Genomic DNA, 22979 nt, shown 5'->3' with positions numbered 1-22979 from the left:
GTCACGCGGCGACGGGGGCTTCGCCGTCGAGAACCTGCTGCTGCCGAGCGTCATCGCGGGCGGCCGCGATGAGGACGTGCTGCGCTACTCGCTGCCCAGCGGCTTCCGCGCCTCGTGGGCCTCGCACCTGGACATCGCCGACGCCGCCACCGTGCTGTTCGAACGTACGGACATCACCGGCGTCGTCTCCGTCGGGCAGTACCCGGCGATCAGCGGGGAGGATCTGGCCGAGACGTTCAGCACCCGGCTCGGACGGACCGTGAGCTCGGCCTTCCGGCCAGGAGGACCACCCGGCGCTTCGGGCAGGACTCTCATGGGAGACTGCTGCGGTGACGGCCCAAACTGACCCGCGCGACCGACGCCCCCGCCGAACTGCACGCAGGCGGGTCGTCGACACTCGTCGACGGGAGGAGTTGCTGCGCCAGGCCGAGGCCATCATCCTCGCCGAAGGCTTCACCGCGGTGACCATGGATGAGCTGGCCCAACGACTGGGCTGCTCCAAGGCGACGCTGTACAGCCTCGCCTCCACGAAGGAACAGCTGGTGCTGGCGGTCACCCGCACCTTCTTCCGGAATGCGACAGCCGAGATCGAGCAGGCGGTTCAGACCGAGCCCGATCCGAGGCAGCGCATCCGGGTCTACCTCGTCGGCGTCGGCACGGCCATGCGTCGGCATTCCCACGCCTTCTACGACGACATGGTGGGTTACGAGCCGACGGCGCGGATCTACCACAAGAACTCCGCCGCTGCCGCGCACCGCGTCCACGAACTGATCGAGGAGGGCGTGCGGGCCGGCGTTTTCCGCGCACTCAACGGACACTTCGCCGCCCAGGTGGTGGCGGTGACCATCGACGCAGTCCAGTCGGGGGCCCTTCTGGAGAGCACCGGCCTGACCGCCGGCGATGCCTTCTCCGAGCTCGGGGACCTCCTGCTGGACGGACTCAGTTCGGGGCAGGACGCATCCGAGCCTCCTTCCGCGGCTGTCAGCTCACCCAGGGATCAGGTTTCGACGCCCAGGTAAAGCCCGGCGGCAGCGATGCGTCGCTCGGATGGAGTGGGAGCCCGCCCGCTGTCAGCAGGCGGACCCGGTGTCGGGCAGGCGCCGCGCTCAAAGGTCTGTTCGATAGAAGTCTCCCGTGGAGCCGAACGTGCCGCGGCAGCTCTGCAGCACGACGTGATAGCCGCGGCCCGCGTGGACCCTCGCCTCCAGGTTGCTGGGAAAGCCGCGTCCGTACGGTGTGCGTATGAGGACCGTGCCCTTCGGCCGGCTGGTGCGAGGGGCGTAGTGGTCCGTCACCAGGACGGCGCCGTCGCGCGCGGGCGTCGGCAGGTTCCGCTCGACCCGGTAGCCCTGTCCGGTGCCCGGCAACCTCATCAGGCGGGTCAGGAGCCGGTCCGCCGTGCGGACGGCCAGGGCTCGGGGGTGCCAGAGCGGTGGGACGCGGACGTGTCGTGGTCATGGCCTGATCTCTCGTTCTTCGGTGGACCGGTGCGGAGGTGGCCTGCCGGAGCCGGGCTTCACAGGCAGGCGCGTAGCGCGCGGCTGAGCGCGTCGGCCCGGTCGTCGGGAAGGCCACCGGGCTGTGCGGTCTGGTAGGCGAAGGCGATCTCTGATTCCGGGTGCGCGAAGCCGAGGCAGCCGCCCAGCCCGCCGTGGCCGAAGCTGCCGGGGCCGATCATCGGCCGGTGGGTGGAGCTGGTCATGAAGCCGGTGCCCCAGCCGCTGCCCGTGTCGGGGCCCACGAACGGGCGGCCCTCGGAGCGCACCACGAGGGCATCGCGGACGCTGTCCGGGTCCAGCAGTCTGACTCCGTCGACCTCGCCGACCGTGGCCGCGTACAGCCGCCGCTGTGTCGCCGCGGTGGCGGAAATTGTCGGTGAAGGCGTCCGCGACAGGCTCGAAGCGGGGCTGGAGCAGCCGACAATCTCACCGTCGGCATCCTCTCGACGGTCGGCGCTCCGGCCCCCGCAGCGCCGAGTCGGCCCGCCGCGCGGGACATCCTCACCCTCATCCAACGCGAGACGACGTAGGCGCCATGGGTGCCGGCCGTGTCGTGAGACAGATCCGACCACGGTGAGGAGAACGTCCGCGAGTGACTCGCCCCCGCTGGGAAAAGCTGCGCTGCCTGCCGTGACGGCGCTTGCAGGGTGCGCGGGCCGACGGCAGGTGGGTGGAAGGCATGACGGCGGCCGTGTTCGCCCGCGCCGGCGAGGCGAGAAAGCGCGGGCGAGTACGACGAGCGCGACCTGAGCGCGACCTTCGGAGTGAGCGAGTCCGGTCGGAGCCCCCGGCCTGACCGAGACAGTCAGAGGACGGGATTCCCGATCGGCTTCATCGAGTACCGGCCGCGGCACGGGGCCGCTCGGGCAGTGCGGGTGATGAGCGCGGAGTGGAGAGCTGAAACGGTGAGGCGCGCCGTCCCGCTTGTGGTGGAAGGGCCGGGCTGACGCGCCCGTCATCGATCCCGCAGTGGGTCAGACGTCGAGGACCAGCCGGTTTCCCTTGGCCCGGGAGACGCAGATCATCATGGTGTCGCCCGCGGCGCGCTCCTGGTCGTTCAGGACCGAGTCGCGGTGGTCGATGTCCCCGGCCAACACCTTCGTCTCGCAGGTCCCGCAGATTCCCTCCTCGCAGGAGGTCATCACCGGCACACCGGCAGCTTCGACGGCCTCAAGAATCGACATGTCCTCAGAGACCAGCAAGGTCTTGCCGGACTGGGCCAGCTCGACCTCGAAGCTGCTCTGAGGCCCGGCGGCGAGGTCCTGCTTCGGCGCGAAGCGCTCCAGGTGCAGAGATCCGCTCGGCCACTTCGCGCAGCCTGCCTCGACCGCCGCGAGGAGCGGTTCCGGGCCGCAGCTGTAGACAGCGGTCTTCCGTTGCGGCTTGCCGAGTAGCGAAGGCAGGTCCAGCAGCCCGTACTCATCCTGCGGCCGCAGGCTCACCCGGTCTCCGTAGGCCCGCTGCAGGGTCTCACCGAACGCCATCGAAGCTCGGGTGCGGCCCCCGTAGACGAGGCGCCAGTCGGCGCGGGTCGCGTTGACGGCTGCCACCATGGGCAGGATGGGGGTGATCCCGATTCCGCCCGCGATAAACAGGTAGCTCTTGGCCTTCACGAGCGGAAAGTGGTTGCGTGGCCCGCGTATGCGCACCGACTCACCTTCCGCGAGCACGTCGTGCACATGGCTCGACCCGCCGCGACTTTCCGGTTCCCGCAGCACCGCGAGCTGAAAGCGGGACCGGTCCCCCGGGTCTCCGCACAGTGAGTACTGCCGGACCAGGTCGGCTCGCAGTATCAGATCGATGTGGGCTCCGGGCTGCCATTCCGGCAGGGGACGGCCTTCCGGGTCGCGCAGCGTCAACAGCACGACGCCTTCGGCCATCGTCTCCTTGCGTTCCACCACGAGGTCGAACTCGACTTCGGCGCCGAGAGTGCTCATGATCCGTCTTTCCCTTCTCACAGTGATGATTCGGTGATGCGTTCTTCTCCGGCTTCTGGCCGATCAGGACGGGAAGCAGCGGCCGAAGTCACGTAGCAGTCGCGGGGAGCCCTGCAGCTTGATCTGGCGACGCACCAGCGCCCACGCCAACATCGACGGCTTGGCGAGGAAACGCAGCCAGGTGCGCGTGTCGGCGGTGATCCTGAGATCCGGCTCACCGTGATGTCCGTCGGCGACATCGAGCTCGCGGTCGCGGATGGTCACGGTGATCTGCCGGGACTCGTCGCCGGTGAAGGTGAAGTGGTAGGTGGCGGAGATGTCCTTGGCCTGTTCGCGCTGGAAGATCAGCGGCAGGCCCTCCACCAGACCGTCGATGCTGTTCGCTCGCAAGCTCATCGCCACATACTTCGTGCGCTTGTTCGGGAACCGGTCGGCCACGTGCTGCTCGGCGTCGGAGCCCGGGACGACGTAGACGGTCTCCTCCTTGTCCATCAGTGGACGTACGACCTGGGTCAGATGCGCCTTGCGGTCGTCCAGCCAAGGGCCGATGACGTCCTCGCCGGCCGGGCAGACCGACATGCAGTAGGCCGCTTTGTAGTTGGCGCCGAAGGACAGGCTCTGCCACATCGAGGCGCTCTCGCTGTCGCTCACTCGCGCCCGGTAGTCGTGGGCGTTACGGCTTTCCGCGACCTGCTCGGCCCAGTCACCGAAGCCACCCATGAATTCGCGGTAGTTGTGCGTGTAGCAGGCGGAGAAGTTGAAGTGACCGTCGGAGGCGATCGCCCCGGTCGGGCAGGCCGTCACACACAGCTTGCATTCCAGGCACGGGTTGTACTCGATCGGCCGGGTGTATTCGCTGACCTCGGCATCGATAAGGATCGTGCCCAGCAGAATGAAGTTGCCGAATTTCGGGTGGATGACATTGCGGTGGATACCCATCTTGCCGAGCCCCGCCGCCACGGCGACCGGCTTGTGCGAGACGACCCACACCTTCCTGGGGAAATTGTCCATCTCCATCGGAAAACCCATCGCGGGGTTGATGGCACGCACGCCCATCGCTTCCAGCTCGCCCACCACGTGCCGACCGACCTCGTTGGTGTGGTCGCCCGTGTGATGGAACTCCAGGTTGGCGACCGAGCGCGCGGGAGTGCGGATGTTCTCCCGGTTCATTCGGGTCACGAAGCTGATCAACGTCCGGACACCCGGCAGCGCGGCACCGAGGTCCTCTCGCTGGTCGGCGATGTCCGGCCGGTCGATCTCGACGAAGCCGACGTCGTCCGCGCCCGCGTCGAGACACAGCTGGCGCAGCCACGCCGCGTCCAGCGGCTCGGCGGGCCGGGTGGCGGTGCGGTCGCGTCGGCGGGCTTGGACGACGGTGGGATGGTCTTCGAGTTTGTTCCTGGCCATGGAGCGTCACCTCACGGTGGGTGTGAGCAAGTTTCATGAAGCAACTCGAACCTTAGCCGCGTGAGTTTCGTGAAGCAACTTTGCAGGGAGCCCGCGATCATTCTGTTGCGTTTCCGCTGCATACGAGCCCAACCGCCGAGTCGGCCAAGGGACTTCAGCGGTTCCATTCGCTGAGCCGCGAGCACGGGCCGCGCCCCTGGCGACTACAGCGACCGGCCGGGGCAGCGGCAGCGGTAAGGGGTGCGCCCGGGTGGTTCACTCACGGCGGCCAGAGGCGGGAGGTGCGCCAGGGATTCGCCATCCGGTCGGCAGGCAACTACCGCTGCCGCCGGAGAGAAAGGGACCGGAGAGAAAGGGAGGGGCCCGGCCCCTCGCGGCGTCACGAACGAAGCCGAAAGAAGCCGGGCGGGATGTCGCAGAAGTAGAACGCGGCGAGAGGTCAGCGGGCACGCCCGCTGCTCAGGCAGAGGCGGACCGCGCGCCGCCGGTCACCGTCTCCGCAGTCACGGCGAACGCCACCCCGACGGGCGGCGCTCGCCGTCAGCGGCGCGACAGGTCACGCCACGGAGGGGCATCGTTGAGAGTCCGGCGGGTGGCAAGTCCATCGGGGAGCGTCTCGGATGTCAGGCCGGCTGGCCGGTCAGCGCCGGGCCGGGAAGCAGGTGAACGGCGTCCGGGCCCACGACCTGTCCGCAGGTGGTGCACACGAGCTGCTCCCGGACGTTGCCTCCACATCCCACATGGCTCGTGATCCGCGGAGGGCCGGCCGGATCCGCGGCGTACTCATCGCCCCAGTGCATCAGGGCGAGCACCGCGGTGAGCAGGGCCTTGCCCTTGCTCGTCGGCTGGTACTCGTAGCGGGTCGGCCGCTCCTGGTAACTGACCCGATCCAGCAGCCCCTCGTCGACCAGCTTGGAGAGGCGGTTGGTGAGCACATTGCGTGCGATACCGAGACTGTCCTGAAACTCCTCGAACCGGCGCAGGCCAAGCTGCGCGTCGCGAATGATCAGCAAGGTCCAGCGCTCGCCCACAACCTCCAGAGTCCTGGCGATGGAGCACAGCTGACTGTCGTACGTTTGGCCCAACATACTGCGAATGTATCACGTTGCATCAAGCAACTGACTGGTTCGAGGGGTGCGGGACGCTCACTCGTGGGGCGGGCGGTGCGCGCAGCGCCTCGGTGGACGGCGTAGGCAGGGTTGCGCGGGTACGGGTGTGGGGCTGGTCGCGCACATCCCCGCGCCCCTGAAGCGTGGGGCGCGGGGATGCGGTTGTTCGGCTGTGTGGGTCAGTCCTTGATTTCGCAGATGACGGCGCCGGAGGTGAGGGCGGCGCCGACTTCGGCGGTGAGGCCCTTGATGGTGCCGGAGCGGTGGGCGTTGAGGGGCTGTTCCATCTTCATGGCTTCCAGGACGACGACGAGGTCGCCTTCCTTGACTTCCTGGCCTTCTTCGACGGCGACCTTGACGATGGTGCCCTGCATGGGGGAGGCGAGGGTGTCGCCGGAGGCGGCCGGGCCGGACTTCTTGGCGGCGCGGCGTTTGGGCTTGGCGCCGGCGGCGAGGCCGGTGCGGGCCAGGGTCATGCCCAGGGCGGCGGGCAGGGAGACTTCCAGGCGTTTGCCGCCGACCTCGACGACGATGGTCTCGCGGTCGGCGTCGTCGTCGGTGTCGGTGTCGGCGGGGGCCGCGAAGGGCTTGATGTCGTTGACGAACTCGGTCTCGATCCAGCGGGTGTGGACGGTGAACGGTTCGGTGGAGCCGGTCAGTTCGGGGGCGAAGGCCGGGTCGGTGACGACTGCGCGGTGGAAGGGGATCGCGGTGGCCATGCCCTCGACGGTGAACTCCTGAAGCGCGCGGGCGGCGCGCTGCAGGGCCTGCTTTCGGGTGGCGCCGGTGATGACCAGTTTGGCGAGCAGGGAGTCCCAGGCCGGGCCGATCACGCTGCCGGCTTCCACGCCGGCGTCCAGGCGGACGCCGGGGCCGGTGGGGGCGGTGAAGGTGGTGACGGTGCCGGGGGCGGGCAGGAAGCCCCGGCCGGGGTCCTCGCCGTTGATGCGGAACTCCAAGGAGTGTCCGCGCAGGGGCGGGTCGTCGTAGCCGAGTTCCTCGCCGTCGGCGATGCGGAACATCTCGCGGACCAGGTCGATGCCGGTGACTTCCTCGGTGACCGGGTGCTCGACCTGCAGGCGGGTGTTGACCTCCAGGAAGGAGATCGTGCCGTCGGCGCCGACGAGGAACTCCACCGTGCCGGCGCCGACGTAGCCGGCCTCCTTCAGGATCGCCTTCGACGCCGCGTACAGCTGTTCGTTCTGCGCCGGGGACAGGAAGGGGCGGGGGCCTCCTCGACCAGTTTCTGGTGGCGGCGCTGCAGGGAGCAGTCACGGGTGGAGACCACGACCACGTTGCCGTGGGAGTCGGCCAGGCACTGCGTCTCCACGTGGCGGGGCTTGTCGAGGTAGCGCTCCACGAAGCACTCGCCCCGCCCGAACGCCGCGACCGCCTCACGCACGGCGGAGTCGTACAGCTCGGGCACCTCCTCCAGGGTGCGGGCCACCTTCAGACCGCGTCCGCCACCGCCGAAGGCCGCCTTGATCGCGATCGGCAGACCGTGCTCCCGCGCGAACGCCACGACCTCCTCCGCGCCCGCGACCGGGTCGGGAGTGCCCGCGACCAGCGGGGCGCCCGCACGCTGGGCGATGTGACGGGCCGCCACCTTGTCGCCCAGGTCACGGATCGCCTGCGGCGGCGGACCGATCCAGATCAGACCCGCGTCCAGGACCGCCTGCGCGAACTCCGCGTTCTCCGAGAGGAACCCATAGCCCGGGTGGACCGCGTCCGCACCCGCGTCCTTCGCCGCCTGGAGCACCTTGCCCATGTCCAGATAGCTGGTCGCCGGAGTGTCACCGCCCAACGCGAACGCCTCGTCCGCGGCCCGCACATGCAGCGCGTCCCGGTCCGGATCGGCATACACGGCCACGCTCGCGATCCCGGCGTCCCGGCACGCCCGGGCGACGCGGACAGCGATTTCGCCTCGGTTGGCGATCAACACCTTGGTCAGCATGCCCACTCCAGCAGCATGTCCACCGGAACGGTGAGCCGCCGCTCCCCCTCGACAACCCTGCCGCTGTCCGAGTGGGGATGGGGGGCCACGTCCATCTTCGCGTTGTCCAGCGCGAGACCACCGGCCGCCGGGACGATGCCTCCGACCAGAACGCGGACGCCGCCCGCCTCTTCTTGCTCCAGCCGCTCGATCATCGCGTCCACCATCGGCAGGTGGGCACCCGAAGGTCCGGCGGGTTGTGTGCTCGGCACGTCCTGGGTGATGACGACGGCGACGATCTGTGCCGATGCCGGGTTCAGGTCGGCGCGGGTCACGTCACAGCCTTCGTCACGCGAGGCCGGGGCGAATCCTCGTGTGCCGTGTGCAACGAGGCCGCGTTCGGCGATCACCACGCGGGCGTACGGAGCCGGGGCGGCGTCGGACCGCTCCGTGTCTTCTTGGCGGGCATACATACGCGCTCCAGGGGTCTTGGGCGGGCTCGGCTCGTTCAACGGGGCCAGCAAGAGGTACGCCAGGCTGTCGGCCCGGGCTGTGCGAGGGAGCTTCCGAGGATGTTGTGCTTCTTGTCGGCCCACTGGTTGGGCTGCTCGGGCCACTCCGGCACGGTTGCGGCCGCTGCCGCGCGGGCGCGGACCACCGCCAGTGCGGCGGCCAGCTCCTCCGGGGTCGGGTTTCCCCTTACGACTTTGATCGTCATGGCAGTTCCTGTGGCCTAGAGGGGGATGTTGCCGTGCTTCTTCGGGGGGAGGGACTCGCGCTTGGTGCGGAGTTGGCGCAGGCCGCGGACGAGGTGGCGGCGGGTTTCGGAGGGCGGGATGACGGCGTCGACGTAGCCGCGTTCGGCTGCCGTGTAGGGGTTGAGGAGGGCGTCCTCGTACTCCTGGATGAGACGCGCGCGGACGGCCTCGCGCTCCTCGTCGGAGGCGGCGGCGATGGTGCGGCGGTGCAGGATGTTGACCGCGCCCTGGGCGCCCATCACGGCGATCTGGGCGGTGGGCCAGGCGAGGTTGAGGTCGGCGCCCAGGTGCTTGGAGCCCATGACGTCGTAGGCGCCGCCGAAGGCCTTGCGGGTGATCACCGTGATCAGGGGCACCGTGGCCTCGGCGTAGGCGTAGATGAGTTTGGCGCCGCGGCGGATGATGCCCTCGTGTTCCTGGCCGACGCCCGGGAGGAAGCCGGGGACGTCGACGAAGGTCAGGACGGGGACGTTGAAGGCGTCGCAGGTGCGCACGAAGCGGGCCGCCTTCTCGGAGGCGTCGATGTCCAGGCAGCCGGCGAACTGCATCGGCTGGTTGGCGACGATGCCGACCGGGTGGCCCTCGACGCGGCCGAAGCCGGTGAGGATGTTGGGGGCGAACAGGGCCTGGGTCTCGAAGAACTCGCCGTCGTCCAGGACGTGTTCGACCACCGTGTGCATGTCGTACGGCTGGTTGGCGCTGTCCGGCACGAGGGTGTCGAGTTCGCGGTCCTCGTCGGTCAGGGCGAGGTCCGCCTGCTCGGGGAAGGCCGGGGCTCGCTGAGGTTGTTGGAGGGCAGGTACGACAGGAGCTGCTTGACGTACTCGATGGCGTCCTTCTCGTCGCCCGCCATGTGATGGGCCACGCCCGAGGTGGCGTTGTGGGTGCGGGCACCGCCCAGTTCCTCGAAGCCGACGTCCTCGCCGGTGACCGTCTTGATGACGTCCGGGCCGGTGATGAACATGTGCGAGGTCTGGTCGACCATGACGGTGAAGTCGGTGATCGCGGGCGAGTACACCGCGCCGCCCGCGCACGGGCCCACCACGAGGCTGATCTGGGGGATGACTCCGGAGGCGTGGGTGTTGCGGCGGAAGATCTCGCCGTACATGCCCAGGGCCATGACGCCCTCCTGGATACGGGCACCGCCGGAGTCGTTGATCCCGATCACCGGACAGCCCGTCTTCAGCGCGAAGTCCATCGCCTTCATGATCTTCTGGCCGAAGACCTCGCCCAGGGATCCGCCCAGGACGGTGAAGTCCTGGGAGAACACGGCCACCGGGCGGCCGTCGACCGTGCCGTAACCGGTGACGACGCCGTCGCCGTAGGGGCGGTTGTCCTCCATGCCGAAGTCGGTGGAGCGGTGCCGGGCGAACTCGTCGAACTCCACGAAGGAGTCCTCGTCGAGAAGCAGTTCGATCCGCTCACGGGCCGTCAGCTTGCCCTTGGCGTGCTGCTTCTCCACCGCGCGCTCGGAGCCGGCGTGCGTCGCCTCGTGGATACGGCGCTGCAGATCCGCGAGCTTCCCCGCGGTGGTGTGAATGTCGGTCTCGGACGGACCTGTGGGCTCGGCGCTCACCGGATGGATCCCTTCTTGCTGATGTCGTCGCGGGCTGTCAGGTCAGCCCGCGCCGGGCGGCGTGGCACGGCACGGGGTGGCTTCGTGGAGCGCACCGGAAGCGGTGGCCGCGGACCGCCTGGAAAGTGGTTCGCTCTCATGAGTCAGAAGGTGTCACGGGGTACGTACACGCCCCAGACGTCACGCAGGGCGTGAGAGACCTCGCCGACCGTGGCCCGCAGCGCCAGGGCCTCGCGCATCAGGGGCATGACGTTGTCGGTGCCCTGCGCGGCGGACCGCAAGGCGTCGAGGGCACGTCCGACCGCGGAGCTGTCGCGTTCTCGGCGCAGAGCGGCGAGGCGTTCGCACTGGTCGGTCTCGATCCGGGGGTCGACGCGCAGGGGTTCGTACGGTTCTTCCTCGTCGAGGACGTACTTGTTGACCCCGACCACGGTCCGTTCCTGCTTGTCGATCTCCAGCGCTATCCGGTACGCGGACTTCTCGATCTCGGATTTCTGGAAGCCCTCCTCGATCGCGGCGACCGCGCCGCCGCGGTCTTCGACGGCCTGGATCAGCTCCAGCGCCGCCGCCTCCAGGTCGTCGGTCATCGACTCCATGACGTACGACCCGGCGAACGGGTCCACGGTCCTGGTCACATCCGTCTCGTAGGCGATGACCTGCTGGGTGCGCAGGGCGAGCCGCGCCGCCTTCTGGGTCGGCAGCGCGATGGCCTCGTCGTAGGAGTTGGTGTGCAGGGACTGTGTGCCGCCGAGGACCGCGCCCAGGCCCTGGAGGGCGACGCGGACGAGGTTGACCTCGGGCTGCTGTGCGGTCAACTGCACGCCGGCGGTCTGGGTGTGGAAGCGCAGCATCTGGGACTTGGGGTTCTTGGCGCCGAACTCGTCACGCATGACGCGGGCCCAGATACGGCGTGCGGCACGGAACTTCGCGATCTCCTCCAGCAGCGTGGTCCGGGCGACGAAGAAGAAGGACAGGCGGGGCGCGAAGTCGTCGACGTCCAGGCCCGCGTCGATCGCGGTTCGCACGTACTCCTTGGCGTTGGCCAGGGTGAACGCGATCTCCTGCGCGGGCGTGGCTCCGGCCTCGGCCATGTGGTAACCGGAGATGGAGATGGTGTTCCAGCGCGGCAGTTCGTGGTGGCAGTAGGCGAAGATGTCGCTGATCAACCGCAGGGACTGCTTCGGCGGGAAGATGTAGGTGCCGCGGGCGATGTACTCCTTGAGCACGTCGTTCTGGATCGTGCCGGTCAACTGGTCGCCGGTCACGCCCTGTTCGGCCGCCACCAGTTGGTACAGCAGGAGCAGTGTCGACGCCGGGGCGTTGATCGTCATCGAGGTCGACACCTTGCCCAGCGGGAGCCCGTGGAACAGCGTCCGCATGTCCGCGATGGAGTCGATCGCCACGCCGACCTTGCCGACCTCGCCCCGAGCGATGGCCTCGTCGGAGTCGTACCCCATCTGCGTCGGCAGGTCGAACGCCACGCTCAGGCCACCGGTGCCGGCGCCGACCAGCTCGTGGTAGCGCTCGTTGGACTCCTTGGCCGTGCCGAACCCGGCGTACTGCCGCATCGTCCACGGCCGACCGGTGTACATCGACGGGTAGACGCCCCGGGTGAACGGGAACCGGCCCGGAGCGCCCAGCTGGGCGTCCGCGTCGAAATCCGCCAGCGCCCGGTCGTCGTACACCGGCCGGATCGGCAGGCCGGACTCGCTCTCCGCAACGGAACTCACGCCGGAACCTCCTTGGTACTCGATGCCTCTCGAACGGTACTCAGTACCATGACAGAGGGCAAGAGACATCCGGCCACCGAGACGGGAGAGGATGGGTGGTCATGAGCAAGCCATCTGCGCGGATGCGACTGGCGGACGCCGCGTTCGCCCTCTTCGACGAGTGCGGCTACGAGCAGACCACCGTGGACGACATCGCCGAACGGGCCGGTGTGGGACGTACGACGTTCTTCCGGCACTACCGGTCCAAGGAAGGGGTCATCTTCCCGGACCACGACCGGCTGCTGGAGCTGATCAGGGACCGGCTGGCGACCTCCAGTCACAGCACCGCGCTGGTCGCCGTGTCCGACGCGGTCCGCCTGGTGCTGCTGCACTACATCGACGAAGGCGATCTCGCTCGGCGGCGGTACGCGCTGACCAGCAAGGTGACCGCCCTGCGCGACCGGGAGATCGCCAGTGTGGCGCGCTACCAGCGACTGTTCCGCGAGTTCATCGCGGACTGGATGGGAGACCCGACCGAGTCGGCGTCGCTGAGGGCCGAACTCATGGCGGCGGCCGTCGTCGCGGCCCACAACCACGTGCTCCGCCGATGGCTGCGCGGCGAGTCCCCCGATCCGGTCAGGGAGATCGACGAAGCCATGCGCGAGGTGCTCGCGCTGTTCCCGGCACCCGGCGCCTCGCCGGAGGTCGGGGGCGGTACCACCGTCGTCGCGTTCCGGACCGGTCAGCACATCGACGCCCTGCTCCCCGAGCTGCGGCGCCTCGTCGAGGGCGAATCGGGGCACTGAGCGTGGGGTCGGCGGCGTCGGGAGGGTGACCGAGTGATGCCGCGCACATACGCTCGGGTACCGCATCCGGTGCGTGTTAGCTTCCGGCCGTGATCTCCCCAGCTCTTGACGCATGGGCACCCGGCGGCGGCGCGGCGGGGCACGGCCCGGGGCACGGAATTCCGGGCACCCGTGATCCGCTCGGTCTGCTCGACCTGTTCGGCGACCCCTTTGTCCGCGACCCCTACCCCTGGCTGGACCGGCTGCGGTCCGAGGCTCCCGTGCACCACGACCCGGCCACGGGGCTCTGGCTGGTCAGCCGCCACCAGGACGTGCGCCACGTACTGCTGGACCCGGACGTCTTCCTTCCCGACAACGCCCAGCACAGCGTCACCCCGCTGCCCGTCGCCGTGTTGCGGGTGCTCGCCCGTGGCGGTTTCGCCCTTCCGCCCGCGCTCGCCAACAACGGCACCCCGACCCATCCCGGACTCCGCCGGCTGGTCACCCGGTTCTTCCACGCGAACCGTGTCGCGGACGCCGTACCCGTGATCGAGCGCATCGCCGACGGACTGCTCGACGAGGTGCGGTCGCAGCTCGACTCGACCGGCCACTGCGACCTGTTCACCTGGTTCGCGCAGCTCCTCCCCTGCAAGGTGCTGATGGAGCTCCTCGGTATACGGGGAGTGGATCCCGCCACCCTCATCCGCTGGAGCGACGCCTCGCTGGAGCTGTTCTGGGGCAGGCCTCCGCTCGCACGTCAGCTGGAGCTGGCGAAGCTCGTCGTGGAGTTCCACCAGTGGCTCACCGACACCGTGCGCGGCGGGACGGCCGCCCCCGACTCGTTCATCGGGGCGCTCGCCCGGCACCGGCTGCCCGACGGCAGGCCGTTGGACGTCGCGACCGCGGTCGGGGTGTGCTTCTTCGTCTTCATCGCCGGCCAGTCCACGACCGGGCAGCTCATCACCACCGTGCTGCGCCGGGCGCTGGCCGAGTCCGCAATGTGGCCGCGCGTGGCCGGGGAAGCGGGTCTGGCCGAGGCCTGGGTGGAAGAGATCCTGCGGCGCGAGCCGCCCGTGACCACCTGGCGCCGGGTGACGGCGCGGGCCACCGAAGTGAGCGGGGTACGCCTACCGGCGGGCGCGCAGGTGCTGGTGATGCTCCTGGGCAGCGGATCCGATCCGGAGGTCTTCCCCTCCCCGGAACGCTTGTGTCCGCGCCGGGAGAACATCCGTCACCATCTGGCCTTCGGCGCCGGCCGGCACCGCTGCCCGGGCGCTTCGCTGGCACGCACGGAGGCCGCGGTCGCCCTGCGGGCGGCGGCCCGCGGCCTGCCGGGCATCCGACCGGCGGTCGGCGCCGGGGAACCGCCGATGCTCGGCCTGTTGTCGTTCCGGGCGCCCCTGGCTCTGGTCGTCGAGTAGCGGCGACCGCACGTCGGAGCCGTGGCCTCACGGGCCGAACGTGTGAGGCAGCCCTTCCGCACGCTTGGGGCAGCCCTTCCGCGAGCTCGGGGACGCGCGGGCCGGCACCGGTCACCGCGGTCACCACGGTCGCGTCCTCGGCGCGCGGCCGACCGCCCCTACGGCAGCAGACCCCGCCGTCGGGCGGTGACGACCGCGGCGAGGCGTGTGCGGGCGTCGAGTTTGCGCATCGCGCTGCGCAGATACGCCTTGACGGTCTCGGTCCGGAGCCCGAGGCGGCGGCCTGCCTCGGCGTTGGTGCAGCCCAGGGCGATCTGGGCGAGCACGTCGATTTCCCTGGGCGACAGTGGCGTGACCGGCTCGGGCTCCGGTGCCGCGCCGAGGGCGGCCAGGCGGCGGGACGCCGCGCCCAGCCGGGCGCGAAGGGCGTCGTCCTCGACGTCCTGAGCGATCATCCGCAGCTCCGCGTGGAGTTCGCGGACCTCCTCGACCATGAACCGGTCCCCGGCGGGCTCGCTCTGCGCGACCCGCAGCAGCCGCAGGCGCCGATCGACCTCATCCCGTACGGCGACCTCGCCGGCCAGCCGTCGCGAGGCGTCCACGACCACGTCCGTCGCCCTGTCCCCCAGGGGTGTGGTGCCCCGGCTCGCGCCGTACAGCACGCCACGTACCGCTCCGGCCACGACCACGGGAACGGCGACGACGGAACGGATGCCCTCCGCGTGCACCGGGCCGTCGTAGTCGTGCGTGATCGACCGGTCCGCCCCGTAGTCGGCCACGGCGGCAGGCCGCGCACTGGCCAGGACGCGACCGCCCAGGCCGGTCTCGGCGCGCACGTCGAGGCCGCGCAGCGCAGCCGTCCGGGCACCGATGAACTGCGACAGGTGCAGCACGTGTTCGCGCACCTGACCGCCGAAGACGACCGGGATGCGCGAGCGCTGGTGGAGTGATCGGAGGGCTTGCCGGAAGGCGTCCCCGTCGTCGGGCCGCAGGGAGGTGTCCGTGCTGGAGTGCATTGCCACTGCCCCTTTCCGGGGGTAGTCGGCGCCGTGCGTGACGCGCAGCATGTGTCAGCAGCGCGCAGCATAAGGCGCGGTAACGCCTCTGTAAAAGGTCCTGTCCATGAGAAAGGGAGTGGGCTGTCGTGACTACCCACGGTCGTTCCGCTGAGGTGCGGGAGCACTCCCCCGCCCCGGCCGCGCCGGAGCAGCGGGTGCGGGAACTGCTCGCGCTCTTCGATTCTCCGGACGCCTGTGCCGCGGAATTGCTGTGCGACCGCCACCCCGAGGAGGCGGTGGCCTTCACGGTCGTGGACGCGGACCTGTCCGCCGAAGACCTCACCTATGGACGGCTGCGCCGCGAGTCGGCCCGTTTCGCCGCCGCGCTGGCCGATCTGGGTGTCGAGCCGGGGGACGCCGTCGCCACGCTGATGGGCAAGTCAGCCGACCTGGTCGTGGCACTGCTGGGCATCTGGCGGCGGGGTGCGGTGCACCTGCCGCTGTTCACCGCGTTCGCCCCACCCGCGATTCGGCTCCGGCTCGACGCCGGCCGGGCGAAGGTCGTCGTGGTCGACGCGGATCAGCGCGCCAAGCTCGCACCCGGTGACGACATGCCGGCCGATCCGGCCTGGCTGACCGTGGTCGCCGGTGACACGTCGGACGAGGGCGCCCTCTCCTTCGCGGGACTGCTGGCCGGCTACGCCGGAGACGAGCCGCAGGGCCGGCCCGTCGCCGTGGGCGGGGACGGGCCGCTGGTCCAGCTGTTCACCTCGGGCACGACGGGCACGCCGAAGGGTGTCCCCGTGCCTGTCAAGGCACTGGCCTCCTTCCAGGCGTACCTGGAGTTCGGCCTCGACGTCCGCCCCGACGACGTGTTCTGGAACGCCGCCGACCCCGGCTGGGCGTACGGCCTGTACTACGCCGTCCTCGGCCCGCTGGCCACCGGCACCCGCAGCCTGCTGCTGCACGCAGGCTTCAGCCCGGCTCTCACCTGGCAGGTGCTCCGCACCTTCGGCGTCACGAACTTCGCGGCCGCTCCCACTGTCTACCGCAGCCTCAAGGCCGCGGCCGAGCCCGTTCCGGACGGCGTCCGGCTGCGGCGGGCCTCATCGGCCGGTGAACCGCTCACACCGGAAGTCGTCTCCTGGTCCGAGCAGGCCCTCGGCGTGGCGGTACGCGACCACTACGGGCAGACCGAGCACGGCATGGTGATCGTGGGCGGCTGGGCCGACGCCGTACGGACGTCGGTCCCGCCCGGCTCGATGGGCAGGCCACTGCCCGGCTGGTCGGCCGAGGTGCTGCACGACGACCGGGACGAGCCGGCGCCGCCGGGCACTCTCGGCCGCGTCGCGATCGACGTCACCGGCAGTCCGCTGCTGTGGTTCTCCGGGTACGCGGACGCACCGGAGAAGACCGCCGAGCGCTTCAGCGCCGACGGCCGCTGGTACCTCACCGGCGACGCGGGCGCCCGGAGCGCCGACGGCGACTTCTTCTTCTCCGCCCGCGACGACGACGTGATCATCATGGCGGGCTACCGGATCGGCCCGTTCGACGTGGAGAGCGTGCTGGTGCAGCACGAGAGCGTCGTCGAGGCGGCCGTCGTGGGGGTGCCGGACGCGCTGCGCGGCGAGGTGCTGGAGGCGTACGTCGTGCTGGGTGATCCGGCGGCGGGCGACGCGGCCCTCGCCGAGGAGCTGCAGCACCTCGTCAAGCGCAGGTTCGCCGCGCACGCCTATCCCCGGACCGTGCACTTCACCGACCGGCTGCCCAAGACACCCAGCGGCAAGATCCAGCGCTTCCTGCTGCGCGAGCGGCGCGCTCTGGAGATCCGGCAGTCCTGAACCGTCGCAGACGGCCCGTCTCTCGCTCCATCCGCTCAGTGGAGGTTCGCCCCGATGTCCCGCACACCCGTGTCCCGACTGCTGCCGACCGAGGAGGCCGCGGAGCTGCTGGAGCTGACACGCGCCATAGCCGACGGAGCACTGGCTCCGCGCGCCGCGGAGGACGAGGCCGCCGAGCGTTTCCCGCGCGACGTCTTCCGCACACTGGGCCGCGCCGGGCTGCTCGGGCTGCCCTTCCCCGAGGAGTGGGGCGGCGCCGGACTGCCCTACGAGGTCTACGTGCAGGTCCTTGAGGAGATCTCGGCGCGCTGGGCGAGCGTCGGCATCGGGGTGAGCGTGCACGCGCTGTCCTGTTTCGCGCTGGCGAACCACGGCACCGACGAGCAGCGGGGGCAGTGGCTGCCGGAGATGCTCGGCGGGGAACTGCTGGGCGCGTACTGCCTGTCGGAGGCCCACGCGGGCTCCGACCCGGCCGCGATGCGCACCCGCGCCGACCGGGAGGAGACCGACGGGGGCGACAGCGGCGACTACGTACTGCGCGGTGAGAAGGCGTGGACCACCCACGGCGGGCACGCCGATTTCTACACCGTCATGGCGCGCACCGGCGAGCACCGCAGCCAGGGCATCTCCTGCTTCCTGGTCCCGGCCGACGCGCCGAACCTGTCGGCCGACCCCCCGGAACGCAAGATGGGTCTGACGGCGCAGGCCACCGCGACCATGCGCTTCGACGGCGTACGCGTCTGCGCCGGGCGCAGGATCGGCGCGGAGGGCCAGGGCCTGTCCCTGGCGCTCGCCGGCCTCGACGCGGGTCGGCTGGGCATCGCGGCCGTCGCCGTCGGGCTGGCACAGGGGGCGTTGGACGACGCCGTGGCCTATGCGAAGGAGAGGGAGGCGTTCGGCCGGCCGATCATCGACCACCAGGGGCTGGCGTTCTTGCTCGCCGACATGGAGGCGGCCGTGGAGTCCGCCCGCGCGACGCTGCTGTCGGCGGCGCGGCGCAAGGACGCCGGTCTGCCGTACGGCCGCCAGGCCAGTATCGCCAAGCTGGTCGCCACCGAGGCCGCGATGCGGGTGACCACGGACGCCGTCCAGGTCTTCGGCGGCGCGGGCTACACCAGGGACTTCCCCGTGGAGCGGTACATGCGGGAGGCGAAGGTGATGCAGATCTTCGAAGGCACCAACCAGATCCAGCGCATGGTCATCAGCCGGGAACTCGCGCGTGGCCGCCGCGGGCCTGTCGCCCACGTCCTCTCCCTCGCCTCCCCTGATTTCCCTGAGTCCTTGGAAGGGAGCCGGTCGTGAACCTCACCGGAACCGCCGCCCTCGTCACCGGCGGCGCCAGCGGTCTCGGCCGAGCGACCGCCACCGAACTGCTGCGCGCCGGGGCTCATGTGGTGATCGCCGACCTGCCCTCCTCCCCCGGCGAGGCTGTCGCGACGGAACTCGCCGCCATCGGGCCCACGGTGCGCTTCGTCCCCTGCGACGTGACCGATCCCGACGACGTCCGGGCGGCCGTGGACGCCGCAGGCGAGCCCGCTCCGCTGCGTACGGCCGTGAACTGCGCGGGGGTCGCCACTCCCGGGCGCATGCTGTCGCGGGAAGGACCGCTCGCCCTGGACGACTTCGCCCGTGTGGTCCACGTCAACCTGACCGGCACCTTCAACGTGTTCCGGCTCGCCGCCCACCGCATCTCCGAGACCGAGAGCGTCGACGGCGAACGCGGGGTGCTCGTCGCCACGGCCTCGGTCGCCGCGTACGACGGACAGATCGGCCAGGCCGCGTACGCCGCCTCGAAGGCCGGCGTCGCCGGGCTGACGCTCCCCGCCGCCCGCGAACTGGCCCGGCACCGCATCCGGGTGATGGCCATCGCACCGGGCCTCTTCGACACCCCCTTGATGGCGGGGCTCCCTCAGGACGCCCGTGACTCGCTCGGCAGCCAGGTGCCCCACCCGGCCCGCCTCGGTGATCCGTCCGAGTTCGCCGCCCTGGTCCGCCACATCGCCGAGAACCCGATGCTGAACGGTGAGGTCATCCGCCTCGACGGCGCCATCCGGATGGCGCCCCGTTGACGAAAGGAGAGAGAACTCCGCGTTCCCATTCTTCGCCCACTCCCTCACTCCCCCCGCCGTGGTTCCGAAGTCCCCTTCCCCTCGTCCCCGCCCTGTTCTGCTGAGTCAACGGAGAGTCAGATGGAGCACCCAACGAACCGCTCGACGTCCATGCGCCGTGTCGCCACCGCCAGTTGTGTCGGCACCACCATCGAGTTCTACGACTTCTTCATCTACGGCACGGCCGCCGCCCTGGTCTTCCCGCAGGTGTTCTTCCCCGCACTGGGCAGCGCCGCGGCGACCGTCGCCTCGTTCGCGACCTTCGCGGTCGCCTTCGTCGCCCGCCCGCTCGGGGCGATCGTGTTCGGGCACTACGGCGACCGCCTGGGCCGCAAGAACACCCTCATCGCCACGCTCATGCTGATGGGGATCTCCACGGTCGTGATCGGCCTGCTCCCGGGCGCCGCCACCATCGGTGTCGCCGCGCCCGTCGCCCTGGTGGTCCTGCGCTTCCTGCAGGGCCTCGCCGTCGGCGGTGAGTGGGCCGGCGCGACCCTGCTCGCCGCGGAGTACGCCCCACCGGCCAAGCGCGGGCTGTACGGCGTCTTTCCCCAACTCGGCGCGGCCTTCGCGTTCGCCCTGGCCAGCGGCACTTTCCTCGCCGTGAACATTGCGCTCGGCGAGACCAACCCGGCCTTCCTCGACTGGGGCTGGCGGATCCCGTTCCTCCTCAGCGCCGTCCTCGTCGGCCTGGGCCTGTGGGTGCGCACGGCCATCGAGGAGACGCCGGCCTTTCGCAACGAGCGCGAGCGGCGGAACGACGCGGCGAAGCGGGCCAAGCCCCCGATCCTCGACGTCTTCCGGGCCCAGCCCCGCGAGGTCCTGCTCGCCGGCGGCGTACTGACGATCGTGTTCGCGCTGTTCTACCTGGGCACCGCCTTCCTCACCAGCTACGCCACCAGCACCGCCGGGGCCGGACTCGAGCGCCGCACCGTGCTGATCCTCAACATCGTCGCCGCGGTCGTGTTCGGCGTGACCACGGCGGTGTCGGGAATCGTGTCCGACCGGTTCGGACGCCGCAGAGTGATCGTCACCTGCTGCGCGCTGTCGATTCCCTGGGCGCTGGTCCTCTTCCCGATCATGGACACCGGGTCGGTGACCGGCTTCGCCGTCGCCCTCCTCGGCACCCTGGCGATCTTCGGGATCGCCTACGGCCCGGTCGGCGCCTACCTGCCCGAGATGTTCCACACCCGCTACCGCTACACCGGCGCCGGAATGGGCTACAACCTCGGGGGCGTCCTCGGCGGAGCCGTCGCCCCGCTGCTCGCGGCCCAACTCGTCGGCAGCTACGGCGGCTACGCCGTCGGCCTCATGATCGCCGCGCTCGGACTGCTCAGCCTGGTCTGTGTCATCGCTCTGGGCGAGACCAGGCATCGCGCCGTCGACGCGGCCCCGGAGGCCACCACCGACGTCAAGGACAGGCTCACCCCAGCCTGACCAGCCTGGTTCCCCGCCGAGGCGAGCAGCGGAGCAGAGGCTCCCCCGTGCGGATCGTACGAGCCGGACGACACTGCCGCGATCACGGACGCCCTCCCCGCCCGTGATCGCGGCAGCCGCACTGACAGGATTCGGCGTCCGACCGGTGGACCGGCTGGCCGGCTCTCACCTGGTGAACCCAAGTGGCCCGGAGTTGGTGCGGGTGACTCCGGCCCGTGACACCCGTGACGTGGGCCATTCACCCATGGTCGGAGCCCCGGCCGAGGGCCGCCTACGGCTCGGGGCCGTCGTCGCGACCCCGGACCCCGTCGCGGAAGTCGATCGGGGTACAGCCGGCGCGTTGCAGGAAGAACTTGCTGAACTGGGAGTGCGTGACGAAGCCCAGGTGATCCGAGATCTGCGCCGCGCTCTCGTCGCTGTGCGCCAGCAGACGCTTCGCCTCCAGCACGACCCGGCGGTCGATGAACTCCTTCGCTCCGATCCCGGCGCCCGCCAGGGTCGCCCGGGAGAGGGTGCGCCCCGAGTAGCCGAGCATGTGGGCGTAGTCCTCCACCCGTCGGGTGGCGGCGAAGTGCCGTTCGACCGCGTCCCGGAAGCGCAGATAGGTCTCGTCGGGCTCCGGAGCGGGGCTGCCGACCGGGACGGTGAGGTGGGCCAGTCGCAGGACCAGGACGGCGAGGAGGTGCCGCAGTGCCGCGATGTGCATGTCGAGAGGCAGGTGACCGAGCGACTGGAACTCGTGGCTCAGGTGGTCCGCGGCCATGTTCACCGCCTCGGAGTCGGCGGCGACCGGAGTGGTGACGACCGGTGCGTGCGGATCGTCGATCCTGGCGGCTGTCGCCGTGGCCGGGTCCAGCACGTCCTGCCGGAAGAGAATCAAGGTGCCCTCGGCATGGGCGAGGTCGCCCCACTGCTGCACCTGCCCCGGGCGTACCCACAGCCAGGAGCCCGGGCGCAGGGCGTAGTCGTCGAAATCGACGACGTGCCGGAGGTCGCCCGCGGTGAGCGTGAGCAGATGATGGAAGTCGGGGCGCTGGGGCCGGGCGAGAGTGTGCTCGGGGACCCGCCGCCGTAGCTCGGCCAGCGACATGACCTCGATGCCGACGGGCGTTCCGGCGGGCGCGGCGAACAGGATCTCCGGGATGTCGCACGAGGAGTCATGTCGGTTCTTGGCCATCATCGGTCGGAAGTTTATCCGGCTGGCTCCCAGCGTTCTTCGTACGTTGGTCGTGCCGCTGTGCGAACGGAACGTCTCCTTGGCGAAAGGGGAAAGGGGAAAGGGGCGGCACGGGACGGCGACGGGAGGGACGGTGGCTCGACGACGCGCCCATGGACGGCATCTTGCTCGTGCTGGGAATCGGTGCCGGATTCAATACTCTCGCCTGCCGTGCCGACGCCCCCACGGACCTCGGCGGACGAACTCCGCCCGCTCCCCGCCGTATGACTGATGTTCTCCGAGACCGGCCCGTCCACCGACAAGCGGCGGAAAGCCCACCGTCGTCACCGTAAGGAAGAGAAGCAGGCATGTTCGAAACAGCAGGCGCATCCGCTCCCACGACCGTCGTCACCGGCTCCACCGGGCGGCTCGGCGGACGCGTCGCCCGGCGACTCGCCGAGCGAGGCATCCCGCAGAAACTCCTGGTCCGCAGCCTGGAGCGCGCCCCTCGGCTGACCGCGGCGGTCGCCGTGCGCGGCGCGTACGCCGACCAGGACGCCGTACGGGAGGCCCTCGCGGGGACCCGCACCCTCTTCATGGTCTCCGCCGCCGAGAGCGCCGACCGGCTCGCCCACCACAAGGCGTTCGTGGATGCCGCCGCGGAAGCGGGTGTGCGGCACCTGGTGTACGTCTCTTTCTACGGTGCGGCACCTGACGCCACCTTCACCCTGGCGCGCGACCACTTCCACACCGAGCAGCACATCCGCGCGAGCGGACTCGCGTACACCTTCCTCCGGGACAATGTGTACGCGGACTTCGTCCCCGACCTGGTCGGCGAGGACGGCGCCATCCGCGGTCCGGCCGACAACGGGCGCGCCTCGTTCGTCGCCCAGGACGACATCGCCGACGCGGCCGTCGCCGTGCTGTCCCGGCCGGACGACCACCCGGGCATGACGTACGACCTGACCGGGCCCGAGTCGCTCACGCTGGACGACGCGGCCGCCATCCTGTCCGAGCAGCTCGGACGCGCCGTCACCTACCGGCGGGAGACGGTCGAGGAGGCCTACGCCTCCCGTGCCTCCTACGGCGCTCCGTCCTGGCAGCTGGACGCCTGGGTGTCCACCTACACGGCCATCGCCTCCGGTGAGCTCGACGGCGTCAGTGATGCCGTGCCGCGCCTCACCGGCCGCCCCGCCACGCCCCTCGCCGACGTCATGCGCGCCGCAGCGCGCTGACCCACACCGCCGCCGAGTCCCCAGTCAGGCCACAGCAAGGCAAGTGTGTCGCTTTTTGAACATCATCAGT

At 70.3% G+C, this 22979-nt stretch carries 19 protein-coding genes and 2 pseudogenes; 9 read left to right on the top strand and 12 right to left on the bottom strand.

Annotated elements, in window-relative coordinates:
- Positions 1 to 76 precede the first annotated feature (76 nt).
- The gene (locus K1J60_RS44160; protein ID WP_220651153.1) at positions 77 to 346 is read left to right on the top strand and encodes a hypothetical protein; all 270 of its coding nucleotides are present in this window, start codon (positions 77 to 79) and stop codon (positions 344 to 346) included.
- A 67-nt stretch (positions 347 to 413) separates the two neighbouring features.
- On the top strand, positions 414 to 1019 hold the full coding sequence (locus K1J60_RS44155; RefSeq protein ID WP_259408205.1) for a TetR/AcrR family transcriptional regulator: 606 nt from the start codon (positions 414 to 416) through the stop codon (positions 1017 to 1019).
- An 87-nt stretch (positions 1020 to 1106) separates the two neighbouring features.
- Here the strand turns inward: K1J60_RS44155 and K1J60_RS44150 are convergent, their stop codons facing one another.
- The 10 genes and pseudogenes from K1J60_RS44150 to K1J60_RS44105 form a co-directional block, all read right to left on the bottom strand.
- Positions 1107 to 1373, bottom strand: coding sequence for a CocE/NonD family hydrolase (locus tag K1J60_RS44150; protein ID WP_220651152.1), 267 nt, complete (start codon positions 1371 to 1373; stop codon positions 1107 to 1109).
- Positions 1374 to 1516: 143 nt separating this feature from the next.
- Positions 1517 to 2458 carry a serine hydrolase gene (locus tag K1J60_RS46560; protein ID WP_259408204.1) on the bottom strand — a complete coding sequence of 314 codons (942 nt, stop codon included), beginning with the start codon at positions 2456 to 2458 and terminating at the stop codon, positions 1517 to 1519.
- A 15-nt stretch (positions 2459 to 2473) separates the two neighbouring features.
- The gene (locus K1J60_RS44140) at positions 2474 to 3436 is read right to left on the bottom strand and encodes a PDR/VanB family oxidoreductase (RefSeq protein ID WP_220651150.1); all 963 of its coding nucleotides are present in this window, start codon (positions 3434 to 3436) and stop codon (positions 2474 to 2476) included.
- Positions 3437 to 3499: 63 nt separating this feature from the next.
- On the bottom strand, positions 3500 to 4843 hold the full coding sequence (locus K1J60_RS44135) for an SCP2 sterol-binding domain-containing protein (protein ID WP_220651149.1): 1344 nt from the start codon (positions 4841 to 4843) through the stop codon (positions 3500 to 3502).
- 623 nt (positions 4844 to 5466) lie between these two features.
- Positions 5467 to 5931: a winged helix-turn-helix transcriptional regulator gene (locus tag K1J60_RS44130; protein ID WP_220651148.1), complete on the bottom strand. Its 465-nt coding sequence runs from the start codon at positions 5929 to 5931 to the stop codon at positions 5467 to 5469.
- Positions 5932 to 6131: 200 nt separating this feature from the next.
- A pseudogene (locus K1J60_RS44125) lies at positions 6132 to 7903 on the bottom strand (acetyl/propionyl/methylcrotonyl-CoA carboxylase subunit alpha).
- On the bottom strand, positions 7900 to 8358 hold the full coding sequence (locus K1J60_RS44120; protein ID WP_220651147.1) for a hypothetical protein: 459 nt from the start codon (positions 8356 to 8358) through the stop codon (positions 7900 to 7902). The pseudogene K1J60_RS44125 and the gene K1J60_RS44120 overlap by 4 nt, the downstream one beginning before the upstream one ends.
- A 35-nt stretch (positions 8359 to 8393) precedes the next feature.
- On the bottom strand, positions 8394 to 8603 hold the full coding sequence (locus K1J60_RS44115; protein ID WP_220651146.1) for an acyl-CoA carboxylase epsilon subunit: 210 nt from the start codon (positions 8601 to 8603) through the stop codon (positions 8394 to 8396).
- 15 nt (positions 8604 to 8618) lie between these two features.
- Positions 8619 to 10105: pseudogene (locus K1J60_RS44110) on the bottom strand (acyl-CoA carboxylase subunit beta).
- A gap of 257 nt (positions 10106 to 10362) precedes the next feature.
- Entirely contained in the window at positions 10363 to 11949 is a 1587-nt protein-coding gene (locus tag K1J60_RS44105) for an acyl-CoA mutase large subunit family protein (protein WP_220651145.1), read from the bottom strand.
- A 101-nt stretch (positions 11950 to 12050) separates the two neighbouring features.
- Between K1J60_RS44105 and K1J60_RS44100 the strand changes: the two genes are divergently transcribed.
- Together K1J60_RS44100 and K1J60_RS44095 are read left to right on the top strand one after the other, a co-directional pair.
- Positions 12051 to 12734 carry a TetR/AcrR family transcriptional regulator gene (locus K1J60_RS44100; protein ID WP_220651144.1) on the top strand — a complete coding sequence of 228 codons (684 nt, stop codon included), beginning with the start codon at positions 12051 to 12053 and terminating at the stop codon, positions 12732 to 12734.
- An 89-nt stretch (positions 12735 to 12823) separates the two neighbouring features.
- The gene (locus K1J60_RS44095; RefSeq protein WP_220651143.1) at positions 12824 to 14134 is read left to right on the top strand and encodes a cytochrome P450; all 1311 of its coding nucleotides are present in this window, start codon (positions 12824 to 12826) and stop codon (positions 14132 to 14134) included.
- A 158-nt stretch (positions 14135 to 14292) separates the two neighbouring features.
- Here the strand turns inward: K1J60_RS44095 and K1J60_RS44090 are convergent, their stop codons facing one another.
- Positions 14293 to 15150, bottom strand: a complete 858-nt coding sequence (locus tag K1J60_RS44090; protein ID WP_220651142.1) for a helix-turn-helix transcriptional regulator — start codon at positions 15148 to 15150, stop codon at positions 14293 to 14295.
- A gap of 128 nt (positions 15151 to 15278) precedes the next feature.
- Here K1J60_RS44090 and K1J60_RS44085 point away from each other — a divergent pair, with 128 nt between their 5' ends.
- From K1J60_RS44085 to K1J60_RS44070, 4 genes are all read left to right on the top strand, one after another.
- Positions 15279 to 16973 (top strand): AMP-binding protein, encoded by a 1695-nt coding sequence (locus K1J60_RS44085; RefSeq protein ID WP_220651141.1) that lies wholly within the window; start codon positions 15279 to 15281, stop codon positions 16971 to 16973.
- Positions 16974 to 17027: 54 nt separating this feature from the next.
- Positions 17028 to 18275 carry an acyl-CoA dehydrogenase family protein gene (locus K1J60_RS44080; protein WP_220651140.1) on the top strand — a complete coding sequence of 416 codons (1248 nt, stop codon included), beginning with the start codon at positions 17028 to 17030 and terminating at the stop codon, positions 18273 to 18275.
- The gene (locus K1J60_RS44075; RefSeq protein ID WP_220651139.1) at positions 18272 to 19042 is read left to right on the top strand and encodes an SDR family NAD(P)-dependent oxidoreductase; all 771 of its coding nucleotides are present in this window, start codon (positions 18272 to 18274) and stop codon (positions 19040 to 19042) included. The genes K1J60_RS44080 and K1J60_RS44075 overlap by 4 nt, the downstream gene beginning before the upstream one ends.
- 120 nt (positions 19043 to 19162) lie before the next feature.
- The gene (locus K1J60_RS44070; RefSeq protein WP_220651138.1) at positions 19163 to 20518 is read left to right on the top strand and encodes an MFS transporter; all 1356 of its coding nucleotides are present in this window, start codon (positions 19163 to 19165) and stop codon (positions 20516 to 20518) included.
- Positions 20519 to 20789: 271 nt separating this feature from the next.
- On the opposite strand, the gene K1J60_RS44065 is transcribed toward K1J60_RS44070, so the two are convergent.
- On the bottom strand, positions 20790 to 21698 hold the full coding sequence (locus tag K1J60_RS44065; RefSeq protein WP_220651137.1) for a helix-turn-helix domain-containing protein: 909 nt from the start codon (positions 21696 to 21698) through the stop codon (positions 20790 to 20792).
- Between the two features lie 344 nt (positions 21699 to 22042).
- Between K1J60_RS44065 and K1J60_RS44060 the strand changes: the two genes are divergently transcribed.
- A complete protein-coding gene (locus tag K1J60_RS44060; protein WP_220651136.1) occupies positions 22043 to 22909 on the top strand; it encodes an SDR family oxidoreductase in 867 nt (288 codons plus the stop codon).
- The last annotated feature ends 70 nt before the right edge of the window (positions 22910 to 22979 follow it).

It is taken from the genome of Streptomyces akebiae, assembly GCF_019599145.1.
GTDB classification, from domain to species: domain Bacteria; phylum Actinomycetota; class Actinomycetes; order Streptomycetales; family Streptomycetaceae; genus Streptomyces; species Streptomyces akebiae.
Note: the sequence above shows the minus strand (reverse complement) of the source record. Positions and strands in the feature narration are given on the sequence as shown.

Coding starts and splice junctions, on each gene's coding strand:
- K1J60_RS44060 (WP_220651136.1), top strand. CDS start 22,043: ATGTTCGAAACAGCAGGCGCATCCGCTCCCACGACCGTCGTCACCGGC.
- K1J60_RS44065 (WP_220651137.1), bottom strand. CDS start 21,698: ATGATGGCCAAGAACCGACATGACTCCTCGTGCGACATCCCGGAGATC.
- K1J60_RS44090 (WP_220651142.1), bottom strand. CDS start 15,150: ATGCACTCCAGCACGGACACCTCCCTGCGGCCCGACGACGGGGACGCC.
- K1J60_RS44115 (WP_220651146.1), bottom strand. CDS start 8,603: ATGACGATCAAAGTCGTAAGGGGAAACCCGACCCCGGAGGAGCTGGCC.
- K1J60_RS44120 (WP_220651147.1), bottom strand. CDS start 8,358: ATGTATGCCCGCCAAGAAGACACGGAGCGGTCCGACGCCGCCCCGGCT.
- K1J60_RS44140 (WP_220651150.1), bottom strand. CDS start 3,436: ATGAGCACTCTCGGCGCCGAAGTCGAGTTCGACCTCGTGGTGGAACGC.
- K1J60_RS44130 (WP_220651148.1), bottom strand. CDS start 5,931: ATGTTGGGCCAAACGTACGACAGTCAGCTGTGCTCCATCGCCAGGACT.
- K1J60_RS44135 (WP_220651149.1), bottom strand. CDS start 4,843: ATGGCCAGGAACAAACTCGAAGACCATCCCACCGTCGTCCAAGCCCGC.
- K1J60_RS44080 (WP_220651140.1), top strand. CDS start 17,028: ATGTCCCGCACACCCGTGTCCCGACTGCTGCCGACCGAGGAGGCCGCG.
- K1J60_RS44100 (WP_220651144.1), top strand. CDS start 12,051: ATGAGCAAGCCATCTGCGCGGATGCGACTGGCGGACGCCGCGTTCGCC.
- K1J60_RS46560 (WP_259408204.1), bottom strand. CDS start 2,458: ATGACGGGCGCGTCAGCCCGGCCCTTCCACCACAAGCGGGACGGCGCG.
- K1J60_RS44070 (WP_220651138.1), top strand. CDS start 19,163: ATGGAGCACCCAACGAACCGCTCGACGTCCATGCGCCGTGTCGCCACC.
- K1J60_RS44150 (WP_220651152.1), bottom strand. CDS start 1,373: ATGAGGTTGCCGGGCACCGGACAGGGCTACCGGGTCGAGCGGAACCTG.